Annotated in this window: 10 protein-coding genes; 3 read left to right on the forward strand and 7 right to left on the reverse strand. The window is 58.8% G+C overall.

The features are described 5' to 3' along the window. Positions 1-58: 58 nt before the first annotated feature. The 4 genes from ELE36_RS11725 to ELE36_RS11740 form a co-directional block, all read right to left on the reverse strand. The gene (locus ELE36_RS11725; RefSeq protein ID WP_129833500.1) at positions 59-2,245 is read right to left on the reverse strand and encodes a sulfatase-like hydrolase/transferase; all 2,187 of its coding nucleotides are present in this window, start codon (positions 2,243-2,245) and stop codon (positions 59-61) included. A gap of 205 nt (positions 2,246-2,450) precedes the next feature. After that, positions 2,451-3,644, reverse strand: coding sequence for a hypothetical protein (locus ELE36_RS11730; RefSeq protein ID WP_129833502.1), 1,194 nt, complete (start codon positions 3,642-3,644; stop codon positions 2,451-2,453). A 261-nt stretch (positions 3,645-3,905) separates the two neighbouring features. Continuing rightward, entirely contained in the window at positions 3,906-6,305 is a 2,400-nt protein-coding gene (locus tag ELE36_RS11735) for a DUF11 domain-containing protein (protein WP_129833504.1), read from the reverse strand. Between the two features lie 31 nt (positions 6,306-6,336). Beyond that, positions 6,337-7,464, reverse strand: a complete 1,128-nt coding sequence (locus ELE36_RS11740) for a sulfotransferase (RefSeq protein ID WP_129833506.1) — start codon at positions 7,462-7,464, stop codon at positions 6,337-6,339. A 110-nt stretch (positions 7,465-7,574) separates the two neighbouring features. On the opposite strand from ELE36_RS11740, the gene ELE36_RS11745 reads away from it, so the two are divergent. From ELE36_RS11745 to ELE36_RS11755, 3 genes are read left to right on the forward strand one after another with little or no spacing between them, the layout of a single operon-like run. Then, positions 7,575-7,814: a hypothetical protein gene (locus ELE36_RS11745; protein ID WP_129833508.1), complete on the forward strand. Its 240-nt coding sequence runs from the start codon at positions 7,575-7,577 to the stop codon at positions 7,812-7,814. Continuing rightward, positions 7,789-9,729: an alkaline phosphatase family protein gene (locus tag ELE36_RS11750; protein ID WP_129833510.1), complete on the forward strand. Its 1,941-nt coding sequence runs from the start codon at positions 7,789-7,791 to the stop codon at positions 9,727-9,729. Before ELE36_RS11745 ends, ELE36_RS11750 begins: the two co-directional genes overlap by 26 nt. Continuing rightward, positions 9,726-10,508, forward strand: coding sequence for a hypothetical protein (locus ELE36_RS11755; RefSeq protein WP_129833512.1), 783 nt, complete (start codon positions 9,726-9,728; stop codon positions 10,506-10,508). The genes ELE36_RS11750 and ELE36_RS11755 overlap by 4 nt, the downstream gene beginning before the upstream one ends. Before the next feature lie 63 nt (positions 10,509-10,571). Here the strand turns inward: ELE36_RS11755 and ELE36_RS11760 are convergent, their stop codons facing one another. From ELE36_RS11760 to ELE36_RS11770, 3 genes are all read right to left on the reverse strand, one after another. Further along, positions 10,572-13,898 carry a hybrid sensor histidine kinase/response regulator gene (locus ELE36_RS11760; RefSeq protein WP_129833514.1) on the reverse strand — a complete coding sequence of 1,109 codons (3,327 nt, stop codon included), beginning with the start codon at positions 13,896-13,898 and terminating at the stop codon, positions 10,572-10,574. A 36-nt stretch (positions 13,899-13,934) separates the two neighbouring features. Next, positions 13,935-14,966 carry an extracellular catalytic domain type 2 short-chain-length polyhydroxyalkanoate depolymerase gene (locus tag ELE36_RS11765; protein ID WP_129833516.1) on the reverse strand — a complete coding sequence of 344 codons (1,032 nt, stop codon included), beginning with the start codon at positions 14,964-14,966 and terminating at the stop codon, positions 13,935-13,937. 137 nt (positions 14,967-15,103) lie between these two features. Further along, complete coding sequence (locus ELE36_RS11770; protein ID WP_129833517.1) at positions 15,104-17,392, reverse strand: TonB-dependent receptor; 2,289 nt, start codon at positions 17,390-17,392, stop codon at positions 15,104-15,106. Positions 17,393-17,441 lie beyond the last annotated feature (49 nt).

Genomic DNA, 17,441 nt, shown 5'->3' on the forward strand with positions numbered 1-17,441 from the left:
GCGCTATCTTGCCATTGATTTCCCGAAGCTAAATCTAGGTGGATACCATAAATCCAGATCAATCCGCGTCAGGAATATCGCCGTCGATGTCGCCTTCTTTCGGACTACCCGCAGCATCGATTTTCTGCACTTTTTTCTGCAATGCGATAAATCGCGGATCCTTGCGCAGCGTATCCCAATCCGGATCTTCGACCAGCAGTTTGCCGTAGACCATGCCATGGGCGATTGCATCGTCGAGGGCTTGCAGGGCGTTATCGGATTGGCCAAGCGACGCGAGCAGGCACGCGAGGTTGTAACGCGGCAGCCATGTCTTGTCGCGCATCTTGATCGCTTGGCGCAAAAGCTGTTCGGCTTCATCAGGCTTGTCGGCGCGACGCGCGCTGGCGCCGGCCTGCAACAGGCTGCGGAAATCCTTGGCCTGATGCGCAAACGCCTCTTGATATTCTTTCAGTGCGGCCTCGAAATCACCGCGCTCGAAATACAAATCGGCAAGACGTCGGCGCAGCGGCGGGAAAGTCGGATCGATCAGCATCGCCTGGTCGTACCACTTCTTCGCCATGACATCGTCGCCACGGATAGTCGCAATCAGGCCGAGTTGGCCCATCGCCTCGACAAATTGCGGCGCGATCTTGAGTGCTTCCATGTTGTAGCGCTCCGCATCATCCAGCTTGCCCTGCATCAGCTCGATCTCGCCGAGCATGCCGTACAAACGAAACTGCTTGGGATCCTGCGCGAGCAATTCCAGGTATTGCGCGCGCGCCTCGTCGTACTTGCCGCGCTTGAACTCGACCAGCGCAAGTACGCTGCGCGCGGAGAAATGCCGCGGCATTTCGACCAGAATCGCTTTCAGCTCTTTCTCGGCGGCGGCCCACTTGCGCTGCTGCGCAAAATGTCGCGCGTTTTCCAGCCTGCTGTACATCGCGATGCCGTCTTTCGGATCGATGCCGGCAGCCGAAGCACGGTCGGTTGCGCCCTGCAGATAACCGAGCGACTGCAGCATCTCCATCGTCTCTTTCGACATCGGATCGGTGCGCGCGGCGATCGCATGTTTAGCACTGTCCTGCATGAGCTTTTCGAGTTCGACATCAAGCGCGTCGGCCTTGGTCTGATACTTCGCATCACCGTACAGATTGTGCAGCTCGCCGGGATCGTTCTTCAGATCGTAAAGCTCGGGACGCGGCGCACGGATAAACGTGTAACCGTCCTTGCGCACCGCGTACAACGGTGCCATGCCGAAATCGAGCTCGGCGAGTTTGGACTCGGAATACTGCGGTAAATCGACGATCGGCACATCACCGCGCACCATCCCGGTCAGATCAACACCTTGGGTATCTTTTGCTCCCGGTAGATGCGCGAGCTCGAGCAAGGTCGGTGCGATATCGATATTGCGCACCGGACCGGCGTACACGTTGCCCTGCGGAAAACGCGGCGGATAACGAACGATCAGCGGCACCCGCGTGGTCGCGCGATAGACAAAAATGGCATGCGTTTTTTCGCCGTGCTCGCCGATACTTTCACCGTGATCGGCAGTAAACACAAAGATCGTATGGTCGAGTTCACCACTGGCACGCAAGGCATCGACCAGACGACCGAGCTCGCGATCGGCATACGCAATCGACGCATCATAAGAGCTCGGCGCAAGTACCTTGGCCCATGCCGGTGGCTTGTGCGGCTCGTGCGGATCGAACAGATGCACCCACAGGAAAAATGGATTTTTCTTTGTCTGTTTTTCGCGCTCGCCGTACCAGTCGATAACACGATCGATGGTTTCGGCAGCGGGACGTTCGCGGATCATGAACATCTTCGGTTCGGCTTCTCCCCAGAGATCGTCGTCGTAAACGTCGAAGCCCTGGTCGAGCCGGTAACGACGGTTCAGCACGATCGCCGAGACATATGCACGCGTGTCGTAACCGACTGCCTTGAAGCGCTCGGCCAATGTCACGGCATCGTCGCCAAGGGCAAACGAACCGTTGTCGCGCACGCCATGCGCAGGCGGCAGCAGCCCGGTCATGATGCTGGAATGCGAGACAGCGGTAATCGGTGCGGAGGCAATCGCGTTCTCGAATCGCACGCCTTCTGCAGCGAGACGATCCAGCGTCGGTGTATGCGCCAGCGCCATACCGTAACTGCCAATATGATCGGCGCGCGTAGTATCGAAGGTGATGATTACGACATTGGGCTTGCCATCGTCGTGCTGACATCCGCTGCCGAATATCGGCAGGATCGACAGGAGCGCCCACGGCAATATCTTGGATACGCAAGGGAACAATCTGACCAAACGCGAGCGTATTTTATGAGCTTGAATCAAGGCGGGAAAATCCTTCGTAATGTTGTACGCCTACCGCCAGATCGCGCAGTGACGCCTTGCAAAAAAATGGGCGCCAACTTTTTCAAGCAGGCGCCCAACAGATGCGTGGAACGTCATGCGCAAACGCGCATGACGTGAATACTCAGGCGCGTCGACGCAATGCGAACAACGCTACGCCGCAGCCAGCCAGCGCAAGCAACGCAAGGCCGAGCGGCGACATCGATGGAACTGCTGCCGGTGGTGGTACGGCAGCCGCGAAATTGGTGATCTCAGCTCTTTCCGTTGTAGACAGGCATTCCAAGCTGGTTGGAGGCAACGTTGCGAGTCTGGCTGCTTGCGTTGCCGCGGCCACCTTGCCCGGTTGTCCGGTAACAAAATGCATGATGATCTTGGTCTGGCCGGGATTCAGCGTGACCGTGAAACCCCACCACGGGTTGTCATCGCTATCTGCGAAGCTGATGGCTGACAGCGGTGTTGCCGCTCCTGCGCCTTGCAACACATGCCCCTCACGCGGATCGCTGGAGGTGGTGCCACTGTAGTTCTGGAAAGTGGCGACCCATTTGTCGGCGATGGTGGGCGGGATCGTGCCAGTCGAAGTTGCCGTGATCTTGGTATTGTTATCGGAGCCCAGATTATTGGACGACAGCACACTGAAGGTAAGCGGAGCAGCGCTGGTGTTCGTGACCACTTCGAGCCAGCGTGCAAACGTATCATCGGTCGGCACATAGACCTTGCGACTGACGTTCAGCACTCCTGCGATGCCTGCATTCACTGCCCCTACCGGAGGCGGCGGCGCTCCTACTACCTGCGTCGGGAATACAATCTGGCGACCGTTACATTCGCTCGTCGATGCGCCGTTCTGGTTGTAGATCGTAAAGTTCGCATTGCCTGTCGCACAATTCGCAAGGGTGCCATTCAGACTCACGCACAAGGTGTTATAACCATCAAAAGCGTCGTTGAGCGTCGAATTGGTGGTGCCACCGTTCATCGTCGTGGCCGCCACCGCATGCGTATAACTCGCTTCGGACATCGCGCCCGATGCCGAGCTGGTCGTGGAAAACGTGATGTTGGTGTTGATGAAATATTTCAGGCCGGACGCATCGATCAGCGCCTGCGAACCCGTGGCAGTCGGATGGACTCCGCCCAGCGGAATACCATGCAGTTTCTCGCCGGGTTTGGCGGTATGTGCGTTGATTGGTGTCCCGGCAACATGCTGGCCTGGCACTGCCTGCGTCTGGTGCTTTGCTGCAAGACCATCTGACTCGAGCACATACACATCGGCGTACGCAATCTGCGCCAGCACGAGCAAAGCGCAAAGCGAAATTATTCGTTTCATCACCACCCCCAAAGTTACGAAAACTTTCCCCAATACATACTCTAATTTAACCGGGCGCATTTCGCCATACCCGATCTACAACATTGCCTTGTGCCGAAATTCCGTTCGTGGCAAGGCTGAAATCCGCTTAATCGAAAGCGGATGTCGACCTTGCGATTTTTTTCGCAGCATTGCCAAAATTCAATTTGTAAAAACAACATGGCGCCCGTTCAGTCGAACGGGCGCCATGCCGCTTTCGCCGGACAATGGCGAATATGTTGCTCAGATTCGACGCCGCAATGCGAAGAACGCCAGCGCCGCGAATGCCAACGCCAACCACGCCAGGCTCATTGTCGTCGACGATGGAATCGCGACCGCAGGCAACGCCGCCACGAGAAACACCGTCGGGCCCACACCTCCCGGGAAACTGGTGGCCGCTGCTGCGTCATTGCTGCCGTTACCATCGCTGTCGTAGCTGATCGCACCCTGGTTCGATACGGTATGGCCGGCGGCGCTTGGCAGGATCGTCGCGGTGATGGTGATGGTCACGCTCGCCGACGATGCGAGGGCGCCATCCCAGGTTGCTGTATTGGTGCCGACATTGCCAACCGCCGTGCCCGATGTCGCCGAGGCACTGACGAGTTGCAATGTTGCAGGCAACACGTCGGTGAATTCGCTGCCGGGATTATCAGCCTGCGGCCCTGCACCGTTGTTCGTGAGCACGATGTTGTAGGTCACCGTATTGCCGATGGTGAACGTGCCGCTCACGCTTTTTGTACCCGCGACATTGGCGCCTCCGGTAACCGCAAAAACCGTCGGATCGGCAGCGCCCCCCACTGCCGGATCATCGGTCACGGCGGATGCATCATTGGTTCCATTGCCGTCACTGTCGTAGCTGATCGTGCCCTGGTTCGAAACATTCTGACCAGCAGCGCTCGGCAAGATTGTCCCGTTGATGGTGATCGTGACACTGCTCGAGGCCGCCAACGCACCATTCCACGTCACGGTATTGGTTCCCACGTTGCCAACCGCCGTGCCGGAAGTTGCGGTGGCGCTGACCAACTGCAATGTCGCTGGCAGCACGTCGCTGAACTCGTTGCCGGGATTGTCGGCCTGAGGGCCCGCGCCGCTATTCGTCAGCACGACGGTGTAAGTCACCGTGTTACCGACCACATAGGTACCGCTCACGGTTTTTGTACCCGAAATAATCGACCCACCGGTGATGACAAAATTGGTTGGATCAGGGAGGGCCCCACCCGAAATAGCCGGATCATCGGTCAATGTCGATGCTTCATTGGTGCCATTGCCATCGGCATCGAAAAACGCCGTACCTTGATTCGACACCGTGCTGCCGACGGCACCCGAGGCGATCGCGACATTGATCGTGATTGTCACCGAAGCGGCGGGCGCGAGGCTGCCATTCCAATGTGCCGTGCTTGCAGCCGTAGTTGCTGTACCACTGGTTGCCGTCGCAGAAACCAGCGTCAGGTTTGCCGGCAATACATCGGTGAACTCGTCACCAGGGTTATCTTGCTGCGCGGTTCCGCCAGTATTGGTCAGAACCACGGTGTAAATTCCGGTGCCACCGACAAAAGTTTCGCCGCTGTAGGTTTTTGTCGCCTGGATCGCCGTGGGTGTTGGAATTGCAAAATTACTGACCTGCAATTTTTCCGCCGCTGTCAGACATTCCAAGCTTGTATATGGGAGCGCTGTTAACGCTGCAGCTTGCGTCGCAGCAGCGGCTTTTGATCCGAGCGCCGTTACATAGTTCATGAGTATCTTGGTCTCACCCGGATTCAAGGTCACCGTGTAAGCCCACCAAGGATTATCGTCACCGTTCGCGAAATTGATGCCCGACAATGGTGTTGCCGCACCAGGGCCCTGCAAGACATGGCCGAGGCGTGGATCGCTGCTGGTAGTACCTGAAAAATTCTGGAAGGTGGCCACCCAGTTATCGGCGATCGTTGGTGGAATCGTCCCGCTGGAAGATCCGGTGATGAGGGTGTTGTTATCTGAGCCCAGATTGTTTGCGGTTATGAGACCGAAGGTAAGCGGCGCGCCGCTGGTATTGGTCACTATATTCAGCCAGCGCGCGAACGAATCATCGGTCGGTACGTAAACCTTGCGACTGACGTTCAAGCCGCCGACCACCTTCGTCGGGAATACAATCTGGCGACCGTTACATTCATTCGTCGATGCGCCGTTCTGGTTGTAGATCGTAAAGTTCGCATTGCCTGTCGCACAATTCGCAAGAGTGCCATTCAGACTCACACACAAGGTGTTATAACCATCAAAAGAGTCGTCGAGTATCGCGCCGGTGACGCCACCGCCGCTGGTCGTTGCCGCAACCGCATGCGTGTAACTTGCTTCGGACATGGCGCCCGACGCAGAACTGGTCGTGGAAAACGTGATGTTGGTATTGATGAAATATTTCAATCCCGACGCATCGATCAGCTGTTGCGAACCGGTCGCGGATGGATGGATTCCGCCCAGCGGAATACCGTGATGTTTCTCGCCCGGTTTGGCAATGTGCGCGTTGATGGGATTTGCGCCAGCGACACTGCCCGCGGCGAGGTGTGGCTTGCCTTTGGCAACCAAACCATCGGTCTCGAGAACATAAACATCGGCGTGCGCGAATTGAGCCAGCGCAAAAAATGCGCACAGCAAAGTGATACGTTTCATCTTGACCCCCCGGTTTGAAAACTTAGTCGTGCTACAGCACTGTAATCCACGCGCAGACTTGACGCCAGACTTCTGTCGTTTCCCGCACGATCAGGCCCGATTCGCTGGTGCTGAATCCGGGCTGGTAATAGTCAGGCAATGCCAGACGCGTTGCATGTTGTTGGCTGAGTCTTGCTGATAGCGAAACCTCAACACCAGCATGCGCATAAATCTTCTCCAGCTCGACCTGTGGCTCGACACACAGCCGACCGTAGTCCACGAGGCGACACGCACTGGCCAGCTCCGCATCATTTGCCAAGGTACGCATTAGCCAGCCATAGGATGCGGCCCATTGCCGCGCATAGGCTTGCACTGACTGATTCGTATCGAAGCACGCTTGAATCGCCCGCGCCTGTTCGGCATCGCCAACATTCACGGCGGATTTGTGCGGACCGAATTCGAAGTGACCGCAGCGCGCGAGATGTCGCGCAACCGCCGGATCATCCTTCGCCCACGCGCTGAATAATCGGTCTTGCTTGACCAGCGAGGCGACATGCGCGAGCGGCTCGCGCACCGCGATGACAAAACGCGCATCGGGAAACAACCTTCGCAAATAACCGATGCGAGTCAGATTGTAATTGCCCTTGGCCAGATACCGCTGCTTGCCGCGCACAGCCAGCAACTTGCGGATATGGATTGTATAAAAAGCGGCAAATGCTGCATTTTCGCTTTGTGCAGAAAGTACCTGATCGACTCGGGGGTCATGCCGGCCGGCAAAAAAATGCATCCACAGCACCTCTTCAAAAGCCTCCGGGCTGTCCACCGTCACTGCGATACGATCATGATGCGCGCGTTGTTGCGGTTGAGCTGAAGGCAGCGGCAAACGCGCGTGCAGCCAGTTCCACCAGTACGGCGTCCACAGCAGCGGAAAGTCGCTGTAGCGATGCGTAGTGAACTCCGGCGCCGCCGCCAGCAACTCCAGCAATACCGTACTGCCAGCACGCGCAAGTCCGCAGACATAAACCGGACTGACGATCCGCTGCGCCGCTATTTCATCGTGCACCGCGCTGGTTTCCCAGTCGCCAAGGCGCTGCATGAGGCGCGGCCAACGTGCCGCGAACGCGCCGACAAGACGATCGAACGCCGGCACACGCGGACGGCTGAGTTTGCTGGAATCCATCGGCGGAGTATGGCTGCGATCGATACAGGCGTGAATCCCGCCGGCAAACTTCGCTCGCGATCAACGCAGGGCTTGGCTACACTCATTGCTTCAATTATTGGATTCCTGCGATGCGGATATTCGTTGTTCTCGCACTGCTGATCGTCAGCGCCAGCGCTGAGGCTTACATCGGCCCCGGCGCCGGCTTGAGTTTTCTCGGCTCGTTGTGGGCGGTGCTGGTCGGCCTCGTGCTTGCGCTGGTCGCGATCCTGAGCTGGCCGATTCGACTGCTGTGGCGACGTCTGCGTGGCGCGCGCGCGGCGCCGGCCGCCGTCGTAAAAGAAGATGTTTCCGAACCCGAATCGCGATAATCCGATGCGCGTGATTTATGTGTTCGCTTGCGCGCTCAGCGTCATTCTGCTATTTGCCGGCTGCGCCAAGACACCTGCGCCGCCCGCACAATCGCGCCTGGTCGTACTCGGTTTCGACGGTATGGATCCGCTGCTGACCGAACGCGGCATGGCGGATGGTACTTTGCCGCATTTTGCACAATTGGCAAAAAGTGGACATTACCAGCGCCTCGCCACCACCAACCCGCCGCAATCGCCCGTGGCCTGGGCCAGTTTTGCCACCGGCGGCAATCCGGGCGCGCATGGAATTTTCGATTTCCTGCGCCGTGACGCGAGCAACTACACGCCGGATTTTTCGATCGCGATGACCACGCCCGCGAGCCACGTATTGCGGTTGTTCGGCTGGGAATTGCCGCTCGATTCCGCGAGCGTACACAGCCGTCGCGATGGCGAAGCATTCTGGTCGACAGCCGAACGCGCGGGTGATCGTGCGACCGTGCTGCGCGTGCCAGTCACCTACCCGCCCGACGACATCACGCGCATGCTTTCCGGCATGGGCGTACCGGATCTGCTCGGCTCGCAGGGCACGTATACGATTTATGCAACGCGGCCCATTCCCGGCGCCGAAAATGGCGGGCGTGTCGAACTCGTGCAGATCGGCGATGACGGTTCGATCCATAGCCAGTTCAATGGCCCCGCTCATCCGCTCAAACCTGCAGCGCCCGCGCTCAGCGTGCCATTGCAACTCGCGCCGGAAAACAACGCCGCGCGATTGAGTCTGGGCGGCCAAACATTGTCATTGAAGGTCGGCGAGTGGTCGCCGTGGATCCATTTGCATTTCGATTTCGCCGGTGTCGGCAGCGTTGCCGGTATGGTGCGCGTGTATCTGATCGAGAGTTTCCCGCGGCCGTTGTTGTACGTGTCGCCGATCAATCTCGACCCGAGCGACCCCGCCGCACCGATCACGGCGCCGCCCGGTTACGCCGCCGAACTCGCGCACAGCATCGGCGATTTCCACACCCTCGGCATGCCCGAAGAAACCTGGGCGCTAAACCAAGGCCACATGACCGAACAAGGCTGGCTCGACATGGTGAAAACCACCTTGGCCGAAGGCGAAGCGATGCTCTACGACTCGCTCAAGCGCAACGACAGTGAACTCGTGATCGAAGTATTCGTGCAGACCGATCGTGTCAGTCATATGTTCTGGCGCGGCATCGATCAGCAACATCCGTTGTATGCGCAATCCAGCGCGCTCGCACGCGGTGCGATTCCGTGGATTTACCACGAGGCCGATCGTGTGCTCGGCGAAGTGCAATCGCGCCTGCAACCCGGCGACAAACTGCTGGTGTTGTCCGACCATGGTTTTGCGTCGTTCCGCCGCGCGGTGCATCTGAACCGCTGGCTGGCGCAACAAGGTTACTTGGTGTTCAAGCCCGGCGCGGATGGCGTATTACCGCTGTTCGCCCAAGTCGACTGGAGCAAAACGCGCGCTTACGCACTCGGCCTCAATGGCATTTTTTTGAACCTGCGCGGTCGCGAGGCACAAGGCATCGTCAGCGCAGATTCCGTCGCTGCGCTGAAATCTGAAATCGCCGAAAAACTGCGCGGCCTGCTTGATGCCGATACGCGCGCGATCAATCAGGTATTCGATGCCAGCGCGATCTACAGCGGGCCACACATCGGTGACGCGCCTGATCTGATTGTCGGTTATGCGCCCGGCTATCGCGCATCGTGGCAGACCACACTCGGCGCTACGCCCGCGACCGCGATCGAAGACAATCGCCAACTCTGGAGCGGCGATCATTGCATCGATCCCGATACGGTGCCGGGCGTGTTGTTCACGTCGTTTGCGCTGGATGCGCCGATCACCGGTATTGCCGATCTCGGCGCCGCAATCCTGCGTCAGCTGCCGGCTCCAGCAAAAACCTCACCATGAATCTCGGCCTGCTCGATCTGCCCGCGCCGCTGCTCGATACGCTGGATTCGGCATTAACCGCATTGGCTCTGCCAACGCTCGTGCGAATGATTATTTACGCGATCGCATCGGCCTGGCTCGGCATGATTTTGTACCGGCGTTTTTCCGATCAGGCCGCGCTCACCGATCTGCGCCAGAAAGTGCAAGCGAGTCAGCGCGCGCTGGCATTGCATGCTGGAGATTTCACCGAGTTGCGTGGTTTGATCCGCAACAATTTCCTGCTGTCGTTGCGCCAGCTCGGCCTGAGTTTGCGTCCGGCGTTGCTGGCGAGTTTGCCGCTGCTGTTTCTGATGCCGTGGTTATCGAATCGTTTTGCATTTGAACCACCACCGACAGGCGCCTCGATCAACGTCTGTGCCGAACCGATCAGCGCGATTCCGTTGCTGCGCTGGCAACCAGCGGATACTGCAATAATTATCGACAGCGGCTGCTGGCAAGTGAATTCGCCGCGCACCGCAGCAAGCAGCGAGCTCGTCGATAACACCGGGCGTTCACTGCTCAGCATCCCCGATGCGCATACCAGCGGCATAAAGCATAAACACATCTGGCTAAACTATCTGATCGGCAATCCGGCCGGGTATTTGCCGGACGATGCACCGGTTCAGGCGTTGCATATCACCCTGCCACCACGCGAGCTGATCCACCTCGGCCCTAGCTGGATGCGCGGTTGGGAATTCAGTTATTTCCTGATCGTATTCGGTGCTTCGATCTGGTTGAAATTACGCTGGCGGCTGAGCTGATCAGCCGCAGCGGATGACGACGAATTCCGTGCCGCGAAAACATAACTGCACAAGCGCGAGCCGCTACAAAACCTGCACCAGTGACGCCGCCAACAAACGCGCCATCAGCGATTTCAGCGCGAGCGGCTTGAGCGGTTTGTACAGCAGATGGCAATCAGCAGCAGCCACCGCGAGCCGCACTTCTTCGCCATGATCAGCCGTGATGATGATGCAAGGTTGTTGCGCGCAGATCAGACGATCGCGCAGTTGCAAACCAGTGATGCCGTCATCGAGATGGTAATCGAGCAGCAATAAATCCGGCAGCAGATTTTGCGTCAACCGTTCCGCCTCCTCGCAGTTGCGCGCGCTAAGCACTTCGCAATTCCAACCGCTGAGCAAGGCCTGCATCGCCTTGAGCACGGCGGGATCATTATCGACCACCAACACGCTGCAATACGCGGCATGTGTCGGCTCATCGACAGCGATTGCGGGCGCAACAATCTGTGCAACGACCCGACTCGCGCGAATCGCAAACATCGTGCCGCGGCCAGGATACGAGCGCAGAATCAAACGATGGTCGAGCAGACGCGCGATGCGCTCCGCAATCGCCAAGCCGAGGCCCAGTCCCTGCCCGCCCGGATCGAGTCGACGAAACTCTTCGAAGATCAAATCGCGATTGGCTTCGGCGATGCCCGGGCCGGTATCCCAGACTTCGATCGACAATGTTTCGCCGATACGCCGGCAACCGAGCACGATGCGACCGCGCTCGGTGTAACGCACGGCGTTGGCGAGAAAGTTTTGCAGGATGCGGCGCAACAGTTGCGGATCGCTTTCGATCCACGCGCCACAACGCACGTAATGCAATTCGAGATTTTTCTCGCGCGCGAGCACGCGAAATTCCGCGGCTAGATGCGCGAGCCATTCGTCGACGCAAAACGGCTGGCGCTTCGGTGCCATACCGCCGGCATCCAGCCGCGAAATGTCGAGCAGCCCGGTGAGCAGATCTTCGGCCGAGTTCAGCGCGCCATCGATGTTGTTCACCGCATCGCGATATTGCGCATGCACGAGTTGTTGAGCGAGTGCATGGGTGAACAGATGTGCAGCATTCAACGGCTGTGCGAGATCATGACTGATCGCGGCAAGGAATCGTGTCTTGGCCTGATTCGCGCGTTCGGCCTCGCCCTTCGCCGCGCTGAGCTCGACGGTGCGGGCGATCACACGTTGTTCGAGCGTTTCGGCGGCGTGCTTGAGTTCGGCTTCGGTACGGCGGAACGCGGTGACGTCGGTGAACGTCGCGACGAAACCACCACCCGGCATCGGATTGCCACGAATCTCGACCACACGATCAAACGGAAACGTGCGTTCGGCAACATACGGCGTGCCGGCGCGCATATGCGCGATGCGTTTGTCGACTTCGATATCGACGCCGCTGGCACCAACCAATCCTCGTATCGCGTTATGCCGCACCAGCTCGGCGACGGGAACGCCAACGCGCAGTACGTCCGGCGGATAATCGAATAATTTTGCATAAGGTTGATTCCACGCGACGACGTTCAAGTCACGATCGACCACGCTGATGCCTTGGCTCATGTTTTCGAGCGCGGCTTCGAGCACACGCTGATTGAATCGCAGGTCGCGCGACGCTTCGCCAACGATCACAGCAACCGTTTCGAGTTCGGTGCTGCGTTCGCGCCGCGCCACGGTCAACAGCAAACGCGCGGATGATGCACCGATCACGGCGGCGAGCTCGTGTTCTACTTCGGCGATCAAGGTTTCGGGTGCGAGCGCGTGCGCATCGGTCGCGTGGAAAAGCACACACACACGTTGCTCGGCAAGAAATCGCGTCGCCAGCGCACGCAACTCGCCGAAGCCGACCCCGCCGAGTTTTGCGCTCGCTGGCGGATGCGCAAAACGCGACGCCGCGACCAGCAGCAGCACGGCGATATTGGCGAGCAGGCTCAGGATCACCGCGCGACTCAGGCGACTCCATTCGCCGAGGCCCGCCAGGTGATCCGGCGCAAGCCAGACAATGCCGAACGGTCCATCGTGCAACCATACCAAGTGCGGATTCAGCAGCAGCGGCAGCAACAATGCGTAAACCCAGATCGCCGTGCCTGCGATCAGTCCCGCACCGACCGCGCGCGCGCCGAGTTGCGGTCGATAAATCGCCACGATTACTGCCGGCGCAATCGCCGAAAGTGCCGAGAAAGAAATCGCGCCGATGTCCGCGAGCGCATCGCTGGCGATCAGTGCGCGGCTGTAAACCCATGCCAGCAATACCACGGCAAGAATTACCACGCGCCGCTGGATCAACACCTCGCCACGCAGATCGCTGCTGCTGCGGCCCCAGCCCGCGCGCACCCGCAACGGCGCGATCCAGTGGTTGCCGATCATCAGGCTCAGCGCGAGCGTGGCGACGATCACCATGCTCGTGGCTGCACTCAATCCGCCGAGAAATCCAAGCAGCGCCAAGCCACCCTGCCCTTGCGACAGCGGCAACGCCAGCACGTACAAATCGGACGACACGCCGGCGCTGCCGAGCAACGCATCGCCGGCGCGCGCGAGCGGCAGGATCGGCAGCGCGATCAGCAACATGTACAGCGGAAACATCCAGCGCGCGGTGCGCACATGAAGCGGGTCGCGGCATTCGACCACACCGGCATGAAACTGGTGCGGCAGGATAAACATCGCGAGTGCGCCGAGCAGCACCAGCGCGGGAAATCCAGACGCACCGTCAGGCGGTTGCACATGCACCGGCACATCCGGCACGTGCAAACCGAACAGCACCATCGCGCCAAGCGCGAGCATCGCACCGAGCTTGAACAACGACTCGAACGCCATCGCCAAAACCAGGCCACGATTGTGTTCAGTGACACTCGCGCGGCGCGTGCCGAACAACATCGCAAACAGTGCCATCAACAATGCGACGTAGAGCGCGCTGTCCTGCCACGCGGGCGTAGCGAACGTGCGCGAACTCACCAGCATGCCGTAGCTCATCGCCACGGCTTTGAGCTGCAGCGAAATGTACGGCACGATGCCCAGCACGGCGACCGCGGTGATGAGTGCGGCGAGCAGCGAGTTGCGCCCGAGCCTAGTGGCGATAAGGTCGGCCAGCGACGTGCTGTTGTGGGTACGCGCGATCACCACAAGGCGTTCGAGCAGGCCCGAGCCGAAGATGTACAACACAATCGATCCGGCAAACGTCGGTGGCAGCCACCAGCCCGAGCGCGAGGCCTGCGTGACCGTGCCGTAGAACGTCCACGAAGTGCAATGCACCGCGAGCGAAAGCGCATAAATCGCGGGCCAGAAGCGCGTGAAAGCCTGCGGTCGGCGATCGCCGTACAAAGCCGCACCAAACAGCAATCCAAGCCAGATCAGGCCGGCGCCGAGCACCAGCGCATCAGGCAACATGCATGCGCTCCGTATCGATTTTTCTTGTGTCCGATTTTATTGCAGCGCTGCGCCGAGTGCCGCGGCCACACGCGCAATGAGTTGCATCTGCGCACCGCTGCGAGCGTCGTAGTCGGCACCGCTGTAACCCCACCAGTCCCAGCATGCTTTCGGATTCAATGGCGCGTAAGTCGCATGCGTTTGAGGATACAACACAACGACGTGATAGGCGTCGGCCCAGCGATTGTAACCGGCGTCCTTGACGAAACTCTGGCCGACCGATTCGGCATTCTGCAAACAACCATGAAATACGATGTGCAACGAACAGCGCGCACCGGCCGCGCAATCTTTCGGCACGTAGACATAACCGGTGTCAGCGAGGAAATCGTTTTTCTCGGCGGTGCGATATGTGGCCTGAGAAAAGCTGCGCAGCTCGCCACCGGCATCGCCGAACGGTGTTGCCGGCTCGCCGTAAAGGTGATGGAAGATGGCGCCTGCTGCATCAAAACCACAATGCCCGAGATACGGCGATTCGCTCTTGTGGCAATCGCTGCCAGCGGTTTCGGTCGGCAAGGTATGCGCAAAATCACGCGCATCATCCACACTCACGTTGATGGCAGAATCCGGCAATATCTGGCGATAAAATTCAGCACTCAAACGACTCACAGATTCGGCCACCGTCGCATCTTCTCGACCGTGCAGCACATACACATGATCGCCACTCAGGCCGGTGAGTGGCGCGATTTCACCATGTTCTGCGCGTTGCCGCGCGGCTGCGAGCATCGTCGCCAAATCGGCCGCGGCATCCGCTTTCGGATTCATGCAAAACGCGAGAGCGACATCGAGTTTTCCATCGGCGCAATGATACGGCCCACCCGCGATCAGCGCGGCGCCGTTGACGTGATCGGAAAACGCAACGTGCATCTGCGTCGCCATGTAGGCACCAGACGAGATGCCGGACACCATCGTGTGCGCCGGATCAAGATTGAGTTTCGGCAGCGGCGTCGCTGCGGGTTTTGCTGCACACGCGCCGAGCGCGATGCTCAGTGTGCCGATGGCGATGACGCGGATACGTGTTTCGTGAATCATTATCGGCGTCCCTGAAAAAAGCCGTCATTCCCGCGAAGGCTGGAATCCATGTTGATCTGAAGTGCAAAGTCAAAATGGATTCCAGCCTTCGCTGGAATGACGAGCAAAAGCTGCGCTGGGAATGACGGATAGCTAACTCAAAAATTGTAGCGCGCAGTCACATAATAATTTCTCGGCAAACCGAAATACGCGGTCTGGATATTGCCGACGCTGGAGAACTCCTGCGCGTCGGTCTTGTACACCTTGTCGGTCAGGTTGCGCACGCCGGCCTGAATCTGCCAATGCTGATCGGCCGAGTCGTAGATGCCGTACAAACCGACCAGCGTATATGCCTTCTGGCTCAGCGCATCGCGATTGTCGACACTGAGCCAGGTGGTATCGCGATACGACACATCGCCGCCGAAAGTCAGGCCGCCGCTATCGCCCAAAGTAAAGGTGTGGCTGGCAGCAACACGCGCAGTCACTTTTGGCGCAAACGGTACGTGATCGTGCAAGTGCGCGAGCGCCGGCGTCAGCGCAATACGCGGATCGTTGAACTCATCGTATTTGGCATTCAGATAACCGATCTGCGTCGACAGACGATTGCCATCGCCGATCAAGGCCACGCCCTCGAACTCGATGCCATCCATCGACAACTTGGCCGCGTTCAACACCGGAAACGCGAAGGTCGGGATCGGCGCCGCCGGGTTGGTGATTTCGGATACACGCGCCTGGAAATCACGATAATCGCTGTGGAATACCGAGATGTTGCCGAGCAGTTTGCCATTGTCGGAACTGGTCTTGAACCCAGCTTCGTAAGTCCAGACGTATTCCGGGTTGTAGGTACTTTCTTCCGCGGCGGAATTGGCCCGGCCGTTGAAACCACCGGATTTGAATCCACGATTCGCCGAGACATAACCCATCACGTGATCGGTGAATGCTTTCTGCAAACTGACCGAGGGTGTCCATGCGTCGAAACTCTTGCTGGTGTTGAACGCAAACGTGCCATTCAAACTGGTCAACGGCGCAGTCCAGAACGTGCTCGTGGTGCGGTCGTAATCCTTGCTGTCGTCGGTGTAGCGCAGGCCGCCGGTCACGGTCCAGGTCGGCACGAATTCCCAGTTGGCTTGAGCGAACGCGGCATAACTCTTGGTATTCAGATCGTCGTTGATGCTACGCAAAAAACCGACCGGCGCGGTCGCCAGCGTGAACAAATCGTTGGCAAACGCGTACTGCGTTGACGGCACTTTTTCGTTCAGATAATACAAACCATAGGTGGCGTGGAAATTACTGCCGTTGTCGTACTGGGCCTGAAATTCCTGACTGAGTTGGCTCTGTTTCAAACCAACAAAAACGTCACCGAGTTGATATTGCGAAGCATCGATATCGATGAACGCTGCAGTATCGAGCTTGCGATACGCGGTGATACTTTTTATGGTCCAGCTCGGCGACAACTCCCACGTGAATACCGCCGACGCGCCCTTGTGAACCAGCTTCTGGCCCTGGTTCGGGTTGAACGACGTGTTGGAACGAAAATCGTATTCGCCGCTGGAAGGCGTCAGCAGCACGCGTGCGCCGGTCGCGAGATCGGTCTGGATCAGCGGTGCTTCGGGCGTGCCCAAGGTCAACGCATTATTCTGATGGGTGTAGTCGAGCGAAAAAACGCCCTTGAAGGTATCGCTCGGATGCCAGACGATCTTGCCGCGAATCGACTGCGTGCCGTCGTCGTTGTATTTGTTGCCGGCGTTATCGCGAACGTAACCGTTATTGTCGCTGGTCGTGGCGGCGACGCTGGCCGACACAGTGTTGCTGAGCGGCGTTGCGCCGTAGAACTGCGTCTCGACACGGCCGTAATCGCCAATCGTCACGCCGACACTGGCTTCAGTGTGATCGCCCGGTTCGCGCGTCTCGATCTTGATCGCGCCGCCGGTGGAATTCTTCCCGTACAAGGTGCCTTGCGGGCCGCGCAATACTTCCACTTGGCTGACGTCGAACATGTTGAACAACGCACCCTGGATGCGCGAGTAATACACATCATCGACATAGATGCCGACACCCGGATCGAACGTCTGCAACGCGTCCGGCTGGCCAATGCCGCGGATGAACGCGTTCACCGCCGATGACGATCCACGGCCTTCGACAATATTGAGATTCGGCACCGCGCCTTGCAGGCTGTCGACGGTGTGTGCCTGCAGTTCGGCCAAGTCTTCCTGGCCGAATGCACTGACCGACACCGGCACCTTCTGCGCGCTTTCTTCGCGACGACGCGCGGTAACGGTGACGGTATCGAGTCGCGCCTCGCTGCCGGGCGCGTTGGTGGCGGCGGGCGTGGCTGATGCCGCTTGCGGATCCGCAGCGGCATTCGCATCAGCAACATCATTCGCGTAAGCGACCGTCGAAAGATTCAAAACCACCGCGATCGCCAGACTGAGATGCTTGCGTTTCATGTTGTTTCCCCGTGCTTGTGTGTGGACAGATGCTGCCGGCATGGAACCG

Source organism: Pseudolysobacter antarcticus (assembly GCF_004168365.1).
GTDB lineage: Bacteria > Pseudomonadota > Gammaproteobacteria > Xanthomonadales > Rhodanobacteraceae > Pseudolysobacter > Pseudolysobacter antarcticus.